Origin of the sequence: Streptomyces sp. NPDC058246 (genome assembly GCF_042881985.1) — a bacterium.
In the GTDB taxonomy this organism is placed as follows: Bacteria; Actinomycetota; Actinomycetes; order Streptomycetales; family Streptomycetaceae; genus Streptomyces.
Map to the genome: position 1 here is coordinate 1 of NZ_JBHVWZ010000011.1, position 16378 is coordinate 16378.

11 protein-coding genes and 1 pseudogene are annotated in these 16378 nt (G+C 70.3%); 7 read left to right on the top strand and 5 right to left on the bottom strand.

Annotation, left to right across the window (positions count from 1 at the left end; all coding sequences use genetic code 11):
* From ACFVXA_RS18110 to ACFVXA_RS18120, 3 genes are all read left to right on the top strand, one after another.
* The coding region (locus ACFVXA_RS18110; RefSeq protein WP_390025568.1) for a polysaccharide pyruvyl transferase family protein at positions 1 to 411 on the top strand (411 nt) is incomplete at its 5' end.
* Positions 408 to 959 carry a dTDP-4-dehydrorhamnose 3,5-epimerase gene (gene rfbC / locus ACFVXA_RS18115; RefSeq protein ID WP_362015136.1) on the top strand — a complete coding sequence of 184 codons (552 nt, stop codon included), beginning with the start codon at positions 408 to 410 and terminating at the stop codon, positions 957 to 959. The genes ACFVXA_RS18110 and rfbC, both read left to right, overlap by 4 nt.
* A 7-nt stretch (positions 960 to 966) precedes the next feature.
* Positions 967 to 2292, top strand: coding sequence for a glutamate-1-semialdehyde 2,1-aminomutase (locus ACFVXA_RS18120; RefSeq protein ID WP_390025570.1), 1326 nt, complete (start codon positions 967 to 969; stop codon positions 2290 to 2292).
* Between the two features lie 89 nt (positions 2293 to 2381).
* Here ACFVXA_RS18120 and ACFVXA_RS18125 read toward each other — a convergent pair whose 3' ends face one another.
* Both ACFVXA_RS18125 and ACFVXA_RS18130 read right to left on the bottom strand, forming a co-directional pair.
* The gene (locus tag ACFVXA_RS18125; RefSeq protein WP_362015141.1) at positions 2382 to 3053 is read right to left on the bottom strand and encodes a phosphatase PAP2 family protein; all 672 of its coding nucleotides are present in this window, start codon (positions 3051 to 3053) and stop codon (positions 2382 to 2384) included.
* Between the two features lie 735 nt (positions 3054 to 3788).
* Positions 3789 to 5009, bottom strand: a complete 1221-nt coding sequence (locus ACFVXA_RS18130) for a metallophosphoesterase (RefSeq protein ID WP_390025572.1) — start codon at positions 5007 to 5009, stop codon at positions 3789 to 3791.
* Between the two features lie 1037 nt (positions 5010 to 6046).
* Between ACFVXA_RS18130 and ACFVXA_RS18135 the strand changes: the two genes are divergently transcribed.
* From ACFVXA_RS18135 to ACFVXA_RS18145, 3 genes are all read left to right on the top strand, one after another.
* On the top strand, positions 6047 to 6322 hold the full coding sequence (locus tag ACFVXA_RS18135) for a hypothetical protein (protein ID WP_389463969.1): 276 nt from the start codon (positions 6047 to 6049) through the stop codon (positions 6320 to 6322).
* Between the two features lie 375 nt (positions 6323 to 6697).
* Complete coding sequence (locus ACFVXA_RS18140; RefSeq protein ID WP_079071256.1) at positions 6698 to 6904, top strand: hypothetical protein; 207 nt, start codon at positions 6698 to 6700, stop codon at positions 6902 to 6904.
* 838 nt (positions 6905 to 7742) lie between these two features.
* Entirely contained in the window at positions 7743 to 9368 is a 1626-nt protein-coding gene (locus ACFVXA_RS18145) for a sialidase family protein (protein WP_390025574.1), read from the top strand.
* An 80-nt stretch (positions 9369 to 9448) separates the two neighbouring features.
* Here the strand turns inward: ACFVXA_RS18145 and ACFVXA_RS18150 are convergent.
* A pseudogene (locus ACFVXA_RS18150) lies at positions 9449 to 9866 on the bottom strand (UTRA domain-containing protein); the annotation flags it as partial.
* 198 nt (positions 9867 to 10064) lie between these two features.
* Entirely contained in the window at positions 10065 to 10271 is a 207-nt protein-coding gene (locus ACFVXA_RS18155; RefSeq protein ID WP_362015150.1) for a hypothetical protein, read from the bottom strand.
* A 1450-nt stretch (positions 10272 to 11721) separates the two neighbouring features.
* On the opposite strand from ACFVXA_RS18155, the gene ACFVXA_RS18160 reads away from it, so the two are divergent.
* Entirely contained in the window at positions 11722 to 12720 is a 999-nt protein-coding gene (locus tag ACFVXA_RS18160) for a helix-turn-helix domain-containing protein (protein ID WP_390025576.1), read from the top strand.
* A 145-nt stretch (positions 12721 to 12865) separates the two neighbouring features.
* On the opposite strand, the gene ACFVXA_RS18165 is transcribed toward ACFVXA_RS18160, so the two are convergent.
* Entirely contained in the window at positions 12866 to 16252 is a 3387-nt protein-coding gene (locus ACFVXA_RS18165; RefSeq protein ID WP_390025578.1) for a S8 family serine peptidase, read from the bottom strand.
* Between the last annotated feature and the right edge of the window lie 126 nt (positions 16253 to 16378).

Here is a 16378-nt window from a genome sequence, read left to right on the forward strand (position 1 = left end):
ATCCTCGACGCGGTGGACTCGCCGCTGGTCACCGCCGCCGAGACGTCCTCACTGGCCGACGTGATGAAGGAGATGGCGGCTGCCGACACCGTGGTGGCGACCCGCTACCACAACCTGATCTGCGCGCTGAAGGTCGGCACACCGACGCTCGCACTCAGCTATGCGGCGAAGAGCGACGCACTCATGGCCCGGATGGGTCTTGGCGCGTACCGCCACCCGGCCCGCGAGGTCGACGCCGACCGGCTGCTCGAGCAGTTCCGGGCGCTGGAGAAGCGCTCGGCGGAGCTGCGGCAGACCCTCTCCGAGCGGAATCTGGCCGCCGTCCGGCAACTTGACCACCAGTTCACCGCCTTGACCTCGGCCCTGTTCCCGGCGGCCGACCACACCCACGCCCTGCGGGAGGCTTCATGAAGGCGACCGAAGTCCCGGAGATCGCCGGCGCGTACCTGTTCGAGCCGACGCCGTACGCCGACGAGCGCGGCTTCTTCTGCCGCACCTTCGACGCCGACGTGGTCCGCTCGGTGGGCCTCGACCCGGACGCCTTTGTCCAGGACAGCGTGTCCCGCTCGGTCCGGGGCGTGCTGCGCGGCCTGCACCTGCGCTCCGGCGCGGGCGAGGCCAAGCTCGTGCGGTGCTCGTACGGGAGGATCTTCGACGTCGTCGTGGACCTGCGCCCCGGCTCTCCGACGTACCGCAACGTGGCCTCCTTCGAGCTGTCCGGGGAGACGCAGACGACCCTGTACATCCCGGCGGGGTGCGCGCACGGCTTCCAGGCGCTGACCGAGACCGCCGACACCTCGTACCGGATCGACCGCCCGCACCATCCGGCCGAGGACGTGACGATCGCCTTCGACGACCCGGAACTCGCCATCCCCTGGCCGCTCCCGGCCACGTCGATGTCCCAGCGGGACCGGGAGGCGCCGAGCCTCGCCGAGGTCCTGAAGCAACAAGAAGGGTGAAGTTCGCGTGGACACCGAAGAGTTCCTCCTGCCCCGGTCGCGGATGGCGAACGAGCGGCTGCACGCCATGATCCCCGGGGGCGCGCACACCTACGCCAAGGGCGACGACCAGTACCCCGAGAACCTGGCCCCGGTCATCAGCCACGGCCGCGGTGCCCACGTGTGGGACGTCGACGGCAACCGCTACATCGAGTACGGGTCCGGCCTGCGGTCGGTCAGCCTCGGCCACGCCCACCCACGCGTGCTCGAGGCGGTGCGGCGGGAACTCGACCGCGGCAGCAACTTCGTCCGGCCGTCCATCGTGGAAGTCGAGGCCGCGGAACGCTTCCTGGCGACGGTGCCGACCGCGGAGATGGTGAAGTTCGCGAAGAACGGCTCCGACGTCACCACCGCCGCGGTGCGCCTCGCCCGCGCCGTCACCGGGCGCCCGCGGGTGGCCATCTGCGGCGACCATCCGTTCTTCTCCGTCGACGACTGGTTCATCGGCACCACGCCGATGTCCGCCGGCATTCCGTCGGCGACCACCGAGCTCACCGCGGCGTTCCCCTACGGGGACCTGGCCGCCACGGAGGAGCTGCTGACCCGGTACCAGGACGAGGTCGCCTGCCTGATCCTCGAACCTGCCGGCCACAATGAGCCGCCGCCCGACTACCTCAAGGGCCTCCGTGAACTGGCCGACCGGCACGGCTGCGTACTGATCTTCGACGAGATGATCACCGGCTTCCGCTGGTCCGAGGCGGGCGCCCAGGGCCTGTACGGCGTCGTCCCCGACCTCTCCACGTTCGGCAAGGCGCTGGGCAACGGGTTCGCCGTCTCCGCGCTGGCCGGGCGCCGTGACCTGATGGAGCGGGGCGGGCTGCGTCACTCCGGCGACCGGGTGTTCCTGCTGTCCACCACGCACGGTGCGGAAACACACTCGCTGGCTGCCGCGATGGCCGTGCAAACGACCTATGTCGAGGAGGGCATCACCGCGCGACTGCACGCCCTCGGCGAGCGGCTGGCCGCCGGCGTCCGCGACGCGGCGGCCGCCATGGGCGTCGGCGACCACGTCGTCGTCCGGGGCCGGCCCAGCAATCTGGTCTTCGCCACCCTCGACGAGAACCATCAGCCGTCGCAGCAGTACCGCACCCTGTTCCTGCGCCGGCTCCTCGAGGGCGGAGTGCTGGCCCCGTCGTTCGTGGTGAGCAGCGCGCTTGACGACGCGGACATCGACCGCACCGTCGACGTGGTGGCCCAGGCATGCGCGGTGTACCGGAAGGCACTGGACGCCGCTGACCCCACGCCCTGGTTTGCCGGGCGGCCGGTGAAGCCCGTGTTCCGCCGTTTGGCGTGACGTGACGTCAGCCGCTTGGTGTGGCGTGACGTGAGCTGCTTGGCGTGGCGTGACGTCAGCTGCTTGGCGTGGCGCGACGTGACGTGACGTCAGTGACGCTCCCGCCGACCGGCGTCGGCCAACCGGTCGGCCACCCGGTCGATCAGCCACGCGGTGGCCGGAATCACCGCCAGCGCGGTGCACCAGCCGCCGAGGACGTCGGTCGGGTAGTGCGCGCCCAGGGAGACCTGCGCCCATCCCATCGCGGCGCCGGCGACCAACGCCGCGGCGAGCACGAGTAACGTACCGGCCGTCCTGCCGAGGCCGAGTCGGCCGGTCGCGAGCAGCGCCACCATGAGGGCGAGCGCGGTGGCGAAGGCGGTGTGCCCGCTCGGATAGGACAAGTTGTCGCCGTGGATGGTGCGTCCCACCAGGGACTTGAGCAGCGTCGTCGTCGCCACGGCCGTGCCGATGCCGGCAACGATGAGCACCGCCGCGCGAGGGCGCCGAAACAGCAGGCAGCCTGCCACTGCGGCCGCGACCAACGTCGCCGCTCCGGCGGGCTCCCCCCAGAAGTCCATGGCCAGAGCGACGTTCCGCCACGGCGGCCGCACACTGTCAGCCGTCGGCTGGATGATCCACCTGTCCACCGTGCCGGGCTCGTCGTGGCCGGCATACAGGACCCCGAGCACGATGACCGCCAGCGCGGCGAGGGCCGCGATCAGCCCGAGCCACACGCGCAGCGACGGGGGCAGCACCGCGGGCGCCGGCCGGCCGGTCACGCGCCCACCGCGTCCGGTCGACCTGCGGTGGTGACCGTCTTGTCTGCCGGGCGCGGCGTTGGGCGTTGCGGGACAGCGTCGCAGCCCTGCCGGCGCCGCGGGACCGCGGCAAGACGCTGACCGCGTTGGCGAAGCCGGTGACCGCGCCCCACGCCGGCGGGGCTTTGTTTCGGGACGACTCCGGTGCCCGGAAGTCCGGGCACGCCGCGGCTTACTGCCTGCTGCCGCCCGCCGACGTGGCCGGGATCGTCAGCCTGTACGGGCTGCGCGGCTGGACTGAGCAAGATGACTAACCCGTCAAGCACGAAGCGGTCTTGGCCGACTTCCATGTCCGCTCCGGCCAGGCGATCCAACGCGAGCCCCCCGTCGTGTCCGACCCACCCTGCCGGCGACCATATCCGCCCCGCGATCGCCAGCCTGGCCATCGCGCTGGTCAGGGGCATCGGGATCAGCCTCTACTTGTCACCCTAACCAACAATCCGGTCGCACGAGCAGTGCCGAACAACTCCGCAAGGAAATAGCGGAGTTGAAACGGGCATCGAGGCCGAACGAGCAGCCCATACCCGTTTGGACAGTCAAGGATGGTGACCTCGCTCTGAGGTCGCTCGGAGGGCAAAGGTTTCGTCCAGGCAACCGACTTGGGCCCTCTTCTCAGCGAGACGGGCCTGGTCATCTGTCGACGCCGTATCCCTCGGCTCGTGGACTGCTCCAAGCGGATGTGTCGGCCGCCCGGTGCTACATCGAGGTGGGCAGGTGCGGGGAGCGGAGCACGAGCAGGGTGATCTCGCTGGGGGCGAAGACGCGGAACGGCGGGCCCCAGAAGCCGGTGCCGCGGCTGGTGTAGAGGAGGGTGCGGGGGCCGTGGTGGCTGAGGCCGGCGAGGGCCGGCTGGTCGATGCGGACCAGGTGGTGGAAGGGCCAGATCTGGCCGCCGTGGGTGTGGCCGGAGAGCTGGAGGTCGACGCCGTCGGCTGCCGCCCGGTCGATGAACTTGGGCTGGTGTGCCAAGAGCAGGACGGGTAGGTCGGGGTCGGCGCCGTTCAAGGCTCCGGCGAGGTGGGCGCGGTGGCCTGCCAGGCCGGAGGACTCGGCGGTGACGTCGTCCACGCCGGCGACCACGAGGGTGTCGCCTCCGCGTTCGAGCAGCAGATGGCGGTTGCGCAGCGGCTCCCAGCCCAGCTCGTCCATCAGGTCGACCCAGCCCTGGGCCTCGCTGTAGTACTCGTGGTTGCCGGTGACGTATACACGGGCTCGGGTGGCCCGCACGGTACCGAGTGGGACGGCCTGGGCGCGGCGGCGTTCGGCCGTGCCGTCCGCGATGTCGCCGGTGTGGCAGACCAGGTCGGCTTCCAGGGTGTTCACCGTCTCGCATACCCGTGCAGACCAGCGAGCGCGATCGAGCGGGCCGTAGTGGGTGTCGGTGATGAGGACGACGCGGAGGCCGTCCAACCCGGCACCCAGTCGCGGGAGTTGCACGTCGAGGCGGCGTACGCGTGGCACGCGGCGGGCTTCGGCGTACCCCCAGGCGAGCAGTACGGCGGTTGTGCCGAGGACGGCCCACGTGACGATTCGGGCGCGGTCCTGACTCTCGCCGACGCCGGCCATGGCCAGGGCGAGCCGCAAGAGGACACCGAGCAGAACGGACCAGGTGAACAGAACCCAGCTGGTGCCCAGCAGAGTGTCACCGACGATCGCCGCCCGGTCCTGCTGGCGCCGGCCGTGGCCGCGCACCATCGCGAGCGGCATACCAATGAGGCCGAGGGCGAACAAGGCGGTCCCGACCAGCGTGACGGCCAGCGGCCAGTGCTGGCCGGTGTGCAGGAGCACCCAGCAGGGCACGGCCCACAGCAGGACGGGGGCGATCAGGGGGATGTAGCGCATCAGGCGGTGCAGTCGGCTCTGCCGCGGAGCTTGCGCTTCGCTGTCGGCGGGTCGGGTGTTGCTGGTGTCGGTCACGCTTCCCCTCTCTGACCAGGCTGCCGTCTCGCGCACTGTATCCGGTCCCCCTCGGGCCGGCCGGAGGGGCGTCAATTCGGTGCGGCCCCTTGGGGCGAAGGGTTCTCTACGGGATGGCAAGACTCCGCCGTGGACTCCTCCACGTCGTCGGCCAGACAGACGATGAGCGTGTTTGTCGTACGGGGTTACCTGGAGGCAACAGTGCCTCCAGGCAACCCACTTGAGGCTCTAGAAGGAGCCGAGTTTCTGAGGGCTGTAAGAACAAAGAATGTTCTTCGTCTGCTGGCTGTACAGCGGCTTCGCCTACGCTGACCAGCAAAACGGCGGTCGGTGCGGCTCCTTGGGCGGGGCTGGTCCGGAAATGGTCCGGATCTTGGGACGCTGGGGAGGGGCGCTGCCGTCGACGCCTGCCTCGGGGCCCGCCGCACCCGCGACATCGCCTGTGCCCACAGTGTCCCGGTCCGGTGTGGCGACATGTCGGAGACCGGCATGGACAGGCCGCGCCGCCCTCACGGCCCTGCCGGGCTTCGCTCTCCCCGGCGACACCTTGGCCTCCCATCGGCGCTCGCCGTGAAGTGCCACCGCAGTGGCGGCCCAGCACCTCGCGAGGAAGCGGAGGCCGGCCGCCTCCCCGGCCGAGCCGCGCCCGGCGGTGTGCAGGGGACAGGCCGGGCGGGGCGCCGGCCCGTCCGATCCACCTGGCCGGCCGGACGGGCCGGCTACCGCGCTTCGCGCAATCGCAGTTACTCAGCGCGGCCGCCCCCCGGATGCCCAGGACGGGCGGGGGAGAGGATGCGACGCTGGAGTGAAGGGCCCGCGAGTGGAGGTCCGAGTGCGTCCCATCTGGTCCGGGCCCTCTCCTTCGGCCTGGCGACCATGTCCCGGTGCGGCTCAAGGGATGCGACGCAGAATCGTGCGGTCAGTCGGTGAGCCCGCCGGCCGGGGCACCACTCACCGAGTTCGCCGGGCGGCCTTACCGCGTGGATCCGGCCCGCCGGGACCAGGACCGCGCGACCAACGGAAGGCAGGTGCGTCCCATGCGCACGTCGACCCGTATCGCCGGTGCCCTCACCGGCCTGACCCTCACCCTCGGTGGTGCGGTCCTCGCCGCTCCCGCGGTCCGGGCGGACATCCCCGCCTGCACACAGATGGCCGAACTGGCCGGTGCCACCGCTTCCGACTCCGTCACAGCGGCCTGCGGCCGTGGCGTGGTCGGAGACCTGCAGAGTTGTGTGACCGGGCTGACCGGGGCCGGAGTGGCGGCCGGCGCCGCGACCGGTGCCTGCCGGGCGGCGGCCCACGAACCGCGTTAGAGGACCGCGCGCGGCAGCCGCCCGCCGGCACCGGTCGGGTCGGAGGCAGGTACGGCCCGTCTCCTGCTCAACCTCCGGCCTGCCCGGACACAACGCGGCCCCGGTGGGCAGTCTCGACGCCAAGGACATCGACGTCGCCCCGCTCCTACCGACGCGCACGCGGCGTACCGATGAGCACGCGGCGTACCGATGCGGCCGGTCGAGATCGGTGACGTCATGCCTCTCCGGGGCCGGGCAGTCACCGCCCGGGCGCGGCGCCCGGCCTCGCCTCGCGGGCCTCATGCGGAGCGCCCATGCTGAGTAGGAGGGCGCCGTCGTCTTGAGACTTGTCCTTCCCGAAGGCCGAACGAAGGCGCCTGAGAGGAGGAGGAAGTCATGCGCATGCGAAGGATCCTGGGCCTCGCCCTGGCCGCGGCAACCCTTGCCGGCGTGAGCGCCGTCGGCGCTGTCAGCGCCGGGGCCGCCTCGTCTCCGAACATCTCCAGGGACGACTGCACGGCCGCCGGCGGACAGATCGTTTCACGCCCCTACGCCGGCGAGTCCTGCGCGCTGCCTGACGGGACCTCGCAGGCGATCACTTGACCGGTCGCCGCACGGCTGGGCAGCCAGTCCGGCCGGTGCACCCGGCGCGGTGGGTATGGAGTGACGGCACCCGGTCCACCGTCGGGTGGATCACCCGCGCCCGTCTCGACACCGCGGCACTCGCGATGGTGGACGCCGACCGTCTCGAAGCCAAGGCCGTCACCGCTTCGAGACGGTCCGCGCCGTCCTGAACACCGAGCTCGCCGCCGTCCTGAACGGCCTCGGCCATGTCGTCATACAGCGACCGACGAGGTCGTTCGCATTTCCCGGCTGTATTGATTCGGATTTCCCAGCTGTATTGATCACGAGCGTTGTTGACACTCGGCAGGTCTTGAACAGGCGCAGAAGAACGAGCAGTTCCGCCGGCCTCGAGCCTGGACGGTGATGGAGTCTTCCTTCTGGCGCGGGCGATGATCGCGCCGCTGTCCGCATTGAGGCGGCCCTTTGCCGATGCCCTGACTCCTCCCCACCGTGGAACCCACCGTGGAAGAAGTCCAGCAGGACATCCCGCTCCAACCCGTCTGAGTCAAGGCCGACCCCGCCGGCATCGCCAACCGGCACGCGGCCCACGGCCCTCTCCGGGGATCTACGAGACGGCGCCGTAACACCACGACCAAGGAGCCGACCGGCACGGTGCACCCGCCGGTCGGCTCCGCCGTGCCCCTCGACGACCCCGGGGACGACTCCGTCGTTCGGCCCATCAAGGGCACCGGCTGCAACGCCGAAAAGGACCAGGCGGAGTCGCCCCACCCTCGTGTTCCGGTACGCCTCCGCGCCCCAGGCCGCCCCGATGACGGCGGTCCCGTACCCCGGCCGACAGGCCCGGAGGAAATCCCGTATGCGCGTCTTCCTGCCCCTGACCGCCGTCACCACCGCCGCGCTCCTGCTCGTCACGGTCACCGGCGCGACTCCCGCCGCAGCGGACCGGAACCCCGACGGCACACCACTGGTCAAGGTGTCCCAGGGCGACCCGTACGCGAAGTGCACCATCGGAGCGAGGTCCCCCGACAGCATCGTCTACCCGGCCACCGAGGTCGAGCCGTACCTGTCCGTGGATCCGCGCGACCCCAAGCGCGTGGTCACCGTGTTCCAGCAGGACCGCTGGAACGACGGCGGCGCCCGTGGCCTGGCGGCCGGCTGGACCACGGACGGCCACACCTTCCACCGGAGCACGCTGCCGTTCAGCCTGTGCGCCCCCGACGGCGCGGACTACGAACGGGCCTCCGACCCCTGGGTGAGCACCGGTCCGGACGGCACGGTCTACGCCGGCGGCGAGGGCGTCGACTTCACGAAGAGCACGCGCAGCGCCCTCCTGGCCGTCACGTCCCGCGACGGCGGCCGCACTTGGCAGAACCTCACCACCACGCACGTCGACGAGCAGCCGTTCTTCAACGACAAGCCGTCACTCACCGCCGACCCGATCCGCAAGGGCACCGCCTACCAGGTCTGGAACCGCCTCGACAACGACCCACCCGGCCCCAGCTCCCTCGACGGTCCCGGCTACATCTCCCTCACCCGCGACGGCGGCCGCACCTGGAGCAAGGCCCGGCCGTTCGTCGACACCAGCACCGTGCCCAACACCCAGACCATCGGCCATCTGATCGTCGCCGACCGGTGCACCGGCAGCCTGTACGACTTCTTCGACCGGATCACCTACTCCGACGACCTGAGCACCGTCGTCGAAGCCCGCTACGAGGTGGTCAACTCGACCGACGCCGGAGAGACCTGGAGCGCCCCGGTCACCGTGGCCCGGGACACGTCCGTACCGGAGGTCGACCCGAACGACCCCACCAAACCGCTGCGCGCCGCGGCCACCCTGCCGAGCCCGGCCGTCGACCTCAAGACAGGCACGCTGTACATGGCCTACGAGGGCTCGGACTTCTCCGGTGGAGAATTCGACTCCGTCCAGCTTGTGCGGTCCACCGACGGCGGACGCACCTGGGGGACCCCGGAGTTGATCAGCCCCAAGGGCGTTCCGGCCTTTTCACCGTCGATCGCGGTCGCCGAGCGGGACACGGTCGCGCTCACTTACTACGACCTGCGCTTCCTCAAGCCCGGCAACACCACCACCCTGCCCACCGCCTACCAACTGGCCACGCTGCAGCACGGAACCCCGAAGCTCCGGACCGAACGACGGATCTCGCGGGTCTTCGACTGGCTGCAGGCGCCGTTCGCCGGGGGCTACTTCCTCGGCGACTACCAAGGCCTGGTGGCAGACGGCAAGGGAGTACGGGCGGTGCTCACCGAGACTCACTCCGGCGCACCACAGAACCGTACGGACGCGTACACCAGCAGTGTCCGCACCCGCGGACCGACGCGGACGCCGTCGGCCGGCCCGACCGCCGACGGCTGCAGACAGGCCTCGAACCCACTCCGTGACCACGTTGGGCGGGGAGGTTTGGCCGCGTCCCGCCCGGCGGGGCGGGTCTGTTGCTCTGGGGTCGCGTGGTTTCCCGGTCTGTAGGGCACGGACGGGGCACACGCAGGGCACGCCTGAGACCTGGCATTCGAAGATCCAACGCGCCGCCGGTCGCCCGCCCGCCAACGGTTGATCGGGATCTCATGGACGATCTCGCAATGAGCGACGGGCACCACGATGTCCGCCGTCTCCACGGGCCGCCCCTGGTGGCTGTAGTACGTCCGTCCGCCGGATGTGCGTGACGAGCGCGGCCTTCTGGATGCCGAGCAGTGATGCCCCCTCGGCAGTCGCCTCCCTTGGCTCCGGCTGTTTCACGGCGTGGCTGACGGTGACCCCGATCAGGGCCATGCGGTTCACAACGCCCGCCCCCGCGTGGGGCCCTCCCTCAGGGAGGACGACGAGAGTGCCGGCGGTGAGGTCGTACGGCTCCCAACTCGTCGACAGCTGCGCTGGCCTGCCGTCCGCCAGGAACTCGTACGTCGTCCGGACACACGGCTTGCCCTCGACGATTCCGAGCCGTGCCGCGATCTCCGCCGGAGAAGGTGCGGCCTACGGCCGCGCAAACCTTGACAGCTCGCTGCGCTCGCGCACGACGGCGTTCGGAAGCTCCCGCCCGCCGCGTGCTTCCGGGCCGACTCGGACCTGGCGTGCCCGACGGGTCGGCACAGTCCCTGCGACTCTCCCGGCTACGCTCGCGCGGGAGCGCCCCGCGGCGCGTGGCTGCGGGGCGCCTTGTGGGGTTTAGTCGATCTTCTCCCCGTTGTGCATACCGCCCTTGCAGAGGTTGTTCGCCAGATCGACCGTTCCGCCGCCCTGCTTGCACTCAGAAGGGGTGACGTAGGTTGGGGCACCCTGTGCGGTGGCGGTGGCGGTGGCGGCGCCTGTGAGGCCGAGTCCGGCGAGGGCTGCCGTGGCGATGACGGCGGCGAGGATTCGTCGAATGCGCATGTGGTTCCCTTTCACGGATTGCCTCGGTTGGGGCACTAGCCAGTTTGATCTTCACCCATGTGGGTGGCACGTCAGGTTGGGCCATTCGGGTGAAAGTGCCGTCGGGTGCGGGGTCGGTGACGCGACCCGTCGGAAAGGCCCTGGAACGAAGAGAGCACCCCGGCCGGATGGGCGGTCTCTTCGTTGTTCCAGAGGGGGCAGCGTCCGCATCCGACCCCATGCAGAGAGCCGTGTTGACCTGCGGGAACGCGCCCTTGATAGCGGAGGGCGGCCGTACGTTGGCGGACGCTACACATTCGGTTCGGCGTCCGCAGGAAAAGTGCAGGTCACAGGAGGCGAGTGATCTCCGGCGGACGCTGCGGAGGCTATTTTCCCTTAACTCTCAAGTTTTGCTGGGGAATGGCTATTCAGGCGGGGCGGGATCGCGGGCCCGGCTGCCCGCCCGCCCCTGAAAAGCCGTGGTGAACCACAGAGAGCGGGGGAGGCCCGGCGGCACCTGCCCACGTCTGCCGCCTGCCCCTTGGAAGGCCCGCAGGGCAGCAGTCCAGGAGCGGGCGTCCCCGGGGCAGGTACAGGCGCCCTACGCAAGGCCGCGCCGGCCAGAGCATCGAGGTTCTCTTTCGCCACTACGCCAAGTTCCTTGACGGCCTTCGACGGCAGGCGAACCGCCTCATCGAGCAGTCCATGAACGAGTGGCAGCGCGTCAGCCAAGATGACGTACCCGAGGGCTGAACCGGGGGTTTGGTCCGTGACTGGTCCGGAAGCACTGGTCAGGAGGGGTGCAGTCGTGGGAGGAATGGGGAGTTGGTACGCAAGCCGGGCTCGGTCGAGAGCGGGCTGAGCGAAGGGCGCCTGACAGGTGAAAACCCAGGACAGGCGCCCTTTCCCATCTGTCTAGAAGAAGCCCAGCTTCTTCGGCGAGTAGCTCACCAGCAGATTCTTGGTCTGCTGGTGGTACACGCCTGACCTCGCTCCTGACCTGCGACAAAGAGTGGAAACGTCGAGTGCCAGGCTGGTTCGGTCCGCACCTGGTCCGGATCTTGATGAGTGGTACGTGGTGCTAGCGAGTGGACCGCGGTACCACATGGCACAGGTAGGCGGAAGCGTCTGCTGGTGTCCACGTGGTCTAGATCGATGCCGTTCACGCAGGTGGGGCCTTCGGGGTCCAGGTGCGTCGATGGTGTTGGTGACAGGAACGTGACAGCTGAGGAACCTCCGTCGGCCAGGTGGCGACGGGGGTTCCTGCGTTCGGGGACAGCCTTTGCGTTGGCGGAGCCCAGCCGCATCCACCAGATGCTGACGGCACCGCCCCGTCACGGTGAACCAGATCGCCGGTGACAACCGTCGTGGTGCCTGGGCGCAGGGGCTGGTGGAACATCCGCCGGGTGCACCGCGTTCCCCCACGGGAACCCGGGGCGGAGGCGGCCAGGATGGTGAGAAAGGTGGCGACATGCTGGAGACGGTGGGCCTGACGGCCGACGAGAGCGAGGTGTACCGCCTTCTGGTCGCCACCGGGACGGCGTCCGCTCAGGACATCTCCGGCCGCTCGGCCCTCGACGTCGTCACCGCGCGGCTGCTGCTGCGCGCGCTGGAGCACAAGGGCCTGGCGTCGGTGGTCGAGGACAGTCCCGAATGGTTCAAGGCAGTGCCGCCGCAGGTGGCCCTCATGCCCCGGCTCCAACGCCACTTCGACGCCCTGGAACAGACCCGGGCCGCCGTCTACGAACTGGCGGAGACACACCGCCGCAGCGCGTGGGCCCGGAGCACGGGCGAGGCCGTCGAGATCATCACCGGCGCGGCGGCACTGCGCCAGCATCTGCGGCAGCTCCAGGACGGCGCCGGCCGCGAGATGATGTGGTTCGTGAAGGCCCAGTACGTGGCCATGTCACCGGAGAGCAATCAGGAGGAGTTCGACGCGCTGGACCGGGGGGTGCTCTACCGGGCCCTGTACGAGCAGGCGTACTTCGACGACCCCGACTCGGTGGACTTTGTCGTCAAGGGCGTGTGCGCCGGAGAGGTCGCCCGGGCGGTGCCTCTGCTGCCGCTGCGGATGGCGATCGCCGACCGCTCGGTGGCCATCCTGCCGCTGGCGGCCTCGGGCACGTCCCGCAACCCCAGGGAGCTGCGGGCCGCGGTGGTGCGGGAGAGCAGCCTGCTGGACGCGCTCATCGCCCTGTTCGAACACCACTGGGAGATCGGTGCCCCGCTCCGGGTGACCGGGGAGGGCCAGATCGGCGGCGCCGGCACCACGGATGCCGCCTCGCCGGTCGGGGAGGACCGGCACCTGCTCTCCCTGATGGTCGCCGGTATGACGGACGAGGCGATAGCCGGACAGCTGCGGGTCAGCAAGCGCACCGTCCAGCGGCGTATCCAGGGCCTGATGAGCCTGGCGGGCGTCGCGACCCGTATGCAGCTGGGCTGGCACGCGGCCCGCCGCGACTGGCTCTGAGAGTACGGCGGACGCCGCAACGCACACGAACAGGGCCCATCGGACGTGTCCGGCGGGCCCTGTCCCCGTTCGTCCGGCCGCTGCGGCCGGGCTGCGCTACTCGCGGAAGCAGTTACAAGAGGACGTGGCTACTACGCGAAGGCGGCTACTTGAGCAGGTAGCCCTTGATGACGGTCTCCTTGAAGGAGTTGCCCGCCGCGTCCTCGACGTGGACGCGCAGGCTGACCGAGCCGCCCGCAGCGCGGCGCGGGTGCTCCACGGTCACGGTGCGCTCCATGCCGGAGCCCTTGACCCGCACCGACTGCCAGGTCTTCCCCTCGTCGAAGGAGACCTCGGTGGTGAAGACGCGGATGGGCGACGCCGGGGCGCCGGCCGTCCGCTGGATCAGGACCGGGATGTCGAGCTCGCGGCCGGCCTTGGCCCGGTTCCACTCGTCCAGCTTCGGCGACATACGGACCGCGTACAGCGGCAGCGCCTGCCGGGTCGCCGTGGTCTGCGACCGGAACCGCCATTCCGCCCGCACACTCGTGGAGACGGAACTGGGGGCCATGTCACGGTTGTGCTCGACCGTCAGACGATAGTCGGCGGGGGTGGCGTCGGCCGGGACGTCGCTCATGCTCCAGTCCTGGGAGACCAGCTCACCGTTGCGCCACAGCTTCACCTCGGGCAGGCCGGACGTGGTGTCGGCCACCAGGTCGAGGTTGCCGTTCGCGGCCGACTGGAAGGGCCGGTACATCGTGTCGCCCTCACGGAAGGCGGCCATCTGGGACGAGAGGCCCACGGCCTGGATCCCGCCGTTCCAGCGCTCGTCGACCTGGGAACCGGCCTTGTAGCCGTGCAGGTCGCTGAGATAGCTCTGCCCGTGCGCGTCCGGATCGAGGAAGCTGTTCTGGTCGAAGGCCGTCTGCCAGCGCAGGCCGTCTGCCGCCGAGAAGTAGTCGACGCGCCGGGCCGGGACCGGAATCCCCTCCATCGCCCGGCCGCTGAAGCGGACGTTGCCGACGTACGTCCACACGATGCGCGTGGCCGTGGTTCCCGGCGTGGTGGCGGCGAACGTGGTGTTCACCCTGGCCAGTTCCGCCGTGCGGGGGTTGTAGGCGGGATCCGCCGGGATGGCGCCGTGCACCGGTCGCGTGAGGTAGTAGACCGAGGCGGGGTTCCCGTCCGCGCCGGCCGGTTCGCCCCAGATACTGGTGACGAGGTACGTGAACTTCGAGTCCTTGTACTGGTCCGTCGGCACCGCGTACACGCCGTCGATGTGATCCGTGCCGATCGCGTTGTACATGGTGACCGAGAGCAGCTGCTCGGCCATGCTGATCGTGCCGATCTCGGCCGACATGATGCGTGCGGAGCGGCTCGGTGCCGACACCGTGACGGGCTTCGCCTTGCGGGCGTCGATGGTCACCTGCCGGTCGGCGCTCATCACGACCCTCGGTACGCCGACGATGGTGCCCTCGGTGAAGGAGGCGTCGAAGTAGAAGCCGCTCACCGAGTAGGTGTCCTTCGGCAGTCGCACCACCGTGCTGCTCTTGCCGAGCGCCTCGACCTCGTACGCCTTGCCGTCAGCCGAGTTGACGAGCAGGTAGGCGTTGTCGGGGGCGGCGCCCGTGCGGCTCTTCATCCCGATGCGCAGTTCGTAGGACGGCTGCTCGACGTCCATGCCGAACGGGACGCGCACCGACACCTGGTCGTCCGCGGTGCTCGCGGTCACCACGCCGCTGTAGGCGGCGTACGTCGTGGTGGCTTCCGGGGTCGCGGTGAGGGTGACGGCCGCGGTTCCGTGCGCGGGCACGGTGACCGTGTCGGCGCTGAGCCGGAACAGTCCGGCGGGAGCGGGCACGTCCTTCTTCCCGCTGCTCGGGTTGTCCTTCAGCCGAAGGGTGACCGGTGCGGCGCCCGGGTTGCGGTAGGTGATGGTCTTGGTCACCGGAGGCCGCGTGCCGTCCGTCCAGCGGATCAGGCCGAAGCCCAGTGCGGTGGTGTCGGCTGTGACGTCCTGGTCGACCGCCCGGGCGACGTCGACGCGTCCGGCGCCCTGGAAGTAGGCGCCGTGCTCCTTGGCGCCGGTCGCCGACTGCATCAGCCGGCGCTTGACCTGCTCCGCCGTCCAGTCGGGGTGCTGCTGGAACAGGATGGCGGCGGCTCCGGTCACATGGGGCGTGGCCATGGACGTGCCGCTCATCGCGACATAGCCATCGTCGGCGGTGGTGCCGCCCGCCCTCGCGGCGACGACGTTGACGCCGGGGGCGATGATGTCCGGCTTGAGGCCGGAGTCGCCCACCCGCGGGCCGACCGAGCTGAAGACGGCGAGGTCGTCGTCGTCCTCGGCCGCGCCGACGGCCAGCGCCCGGTCGTCGGAGGCGGGCGAGGAGACCTTGTCGGGACCGCTGTTGCCGGCCGCGGCCACGACCAACGTGCCGTAGTCACGGCTCACGGTGTCGACCATGGCCTCGAGGGCGTCGGTCTCCGGTGTGTCCGTGGCGACCAGGCTGAGGTTGATCACCTTGGCGCCGTGCTGGGCGGCCCAGGCCAGGCCCTCGACGATGTCGGAGTTGTCGCAGTTGCCGTCCGCGGTGCACACCTTGCCGGACAGGATCTGCACGCCGGGTGCCACACCCCTGTAGCGGCCGTCGGAGGCCGCGCCGGAACCGGCGACCGTGGAGGTCACATGGGTGCCGTGACCGTTCAGGTCGTCGGTGTTCGGCTCGGTGGTGAAGTTCGCGGACTCGGTGACGAGGCCCTTGAGGTCCGGGTGGTTGGGGTCGTAACCAGTGTCGAGCACGGCGACCTTGACGCCGGTGCCGGTGTAGCCCTTCTCCCAGGCGTGCGGGGCCCCGATGCGCGGCACCGTGCTGTCGAGCTGGATCCTTGAGCGGCCGTCCAGCCAGACCCGGCGCACACCCGCTCCGAAGGACGTGGCGTCCGCCCGGCCGGGGGCGATGCCCTTCCAGAACCCGGCTGCGTCCGCGCGGTGTTCGCCGAGGGTCGCGAAGGGGGTCCCACCGATGGGGCGGACGGTGTCGGCACCGGCAGCGGTCAGCTGTCGCCGGGCGGTGCCCGCGTCCCCGGCGTACTCGACGATCAGCGGCAGGCTCGAGCGCTGCGCGTACTTGCCCCGGACCAGGGCGGAGACGTTGAACAGCGCCTTGTCGAGGCGGCCCGCCGCGAGCAGCGGGAGCGTGTCGGCGGGTATGACCGTCCAGTCGCGACCGGCCTGGCGCTTGATGAACGCGACTCGTTCGCGGCCCTCGGCGGGCTCGACCGACACACTCTGCTTGCCCGAGGTGTCCGTCTCCAGCGTGACGCGGTCGCCGGTGATCAGGGTGAGCTGATGCCGGGAGATGATCGGCGACCGGGCCGCTCCGGTTTGCGCGGCGGCTTCCGTTCGCCCGGTGTGCGGGCCGAGGTCCTGAGCGGCGCCAGGGGCGGCGGTCAGACCGGCCACGAGCGCCACGAGGGCGGCGGCCGCCGCCGTATGCCGAGGCCGGGGAGGGCGGACCCAGCGGCGCCACTTGTTGTTCATGTCTCTCATGGGAGGACAGCGTGGTGCCGTCAAGTGCCGAGGTCAGCAGATTGCCCTGTCCACCAGGCGTCAAGTCACCTATGCGCCAACTCCTATACTTCATAAAGCGGGCAAACGTGGCCACGTTGGCGGCTC

Bases quoted from the DNA above. Each gene is read 5' to 3' on its own strand.
- ACFVXA_RS18145 (WP_390025574.1), top strand. From the start codon at position 7,743: ATGCGCGTCTTCCTGCCCCTGACCGCCGTCACCACCGCCGCGCTCCTG.
- ACFVXA_RS18140 (WP_079071256.1), top strand. From the start codon at position 6,698: ATGCGCATGCGAAGGATCCTGGGCCTCGCCCTGGCCGCGGCAACCCTT.
- ACFVXA_RS18160 (WP_390025576.1), top strand. From the start codon at position 11,722: ATGCTGGAGACGGTGGGCCTGACGGCCGACGAGAGCGAGGTGTACCGC.
- ACFVXA_RS18135 (WP_389463969.1), top strand. From the start codon at position 6,047: ATGCGCACGTCGACCCGTATCGCCGGTGCCCTCACCGGCCTGACCCTC.
- ACFVXA_RS18155 (WP_362015150.1), bottom strand. From the start codon at position 10,271: ATGCGCATTCGACGAATCCTCGCCGCCGTCATCGCCACGGCAGCCCTC.
- ACFVXA_RS18165 (WP_390025578.1), bottom strand. From the start codon at position 16,252: ATGAGAGACATGAACAACAAGTGGCGCCGCTGGGTCCGCCCTCCCCGG.
- rfbC (WP_362015136.1), top strand. From the start codon at position 408: ATGAAGGCGACCGAAGTCCCGGAGATCGCCGGCGCGTACCTGTTCGAG.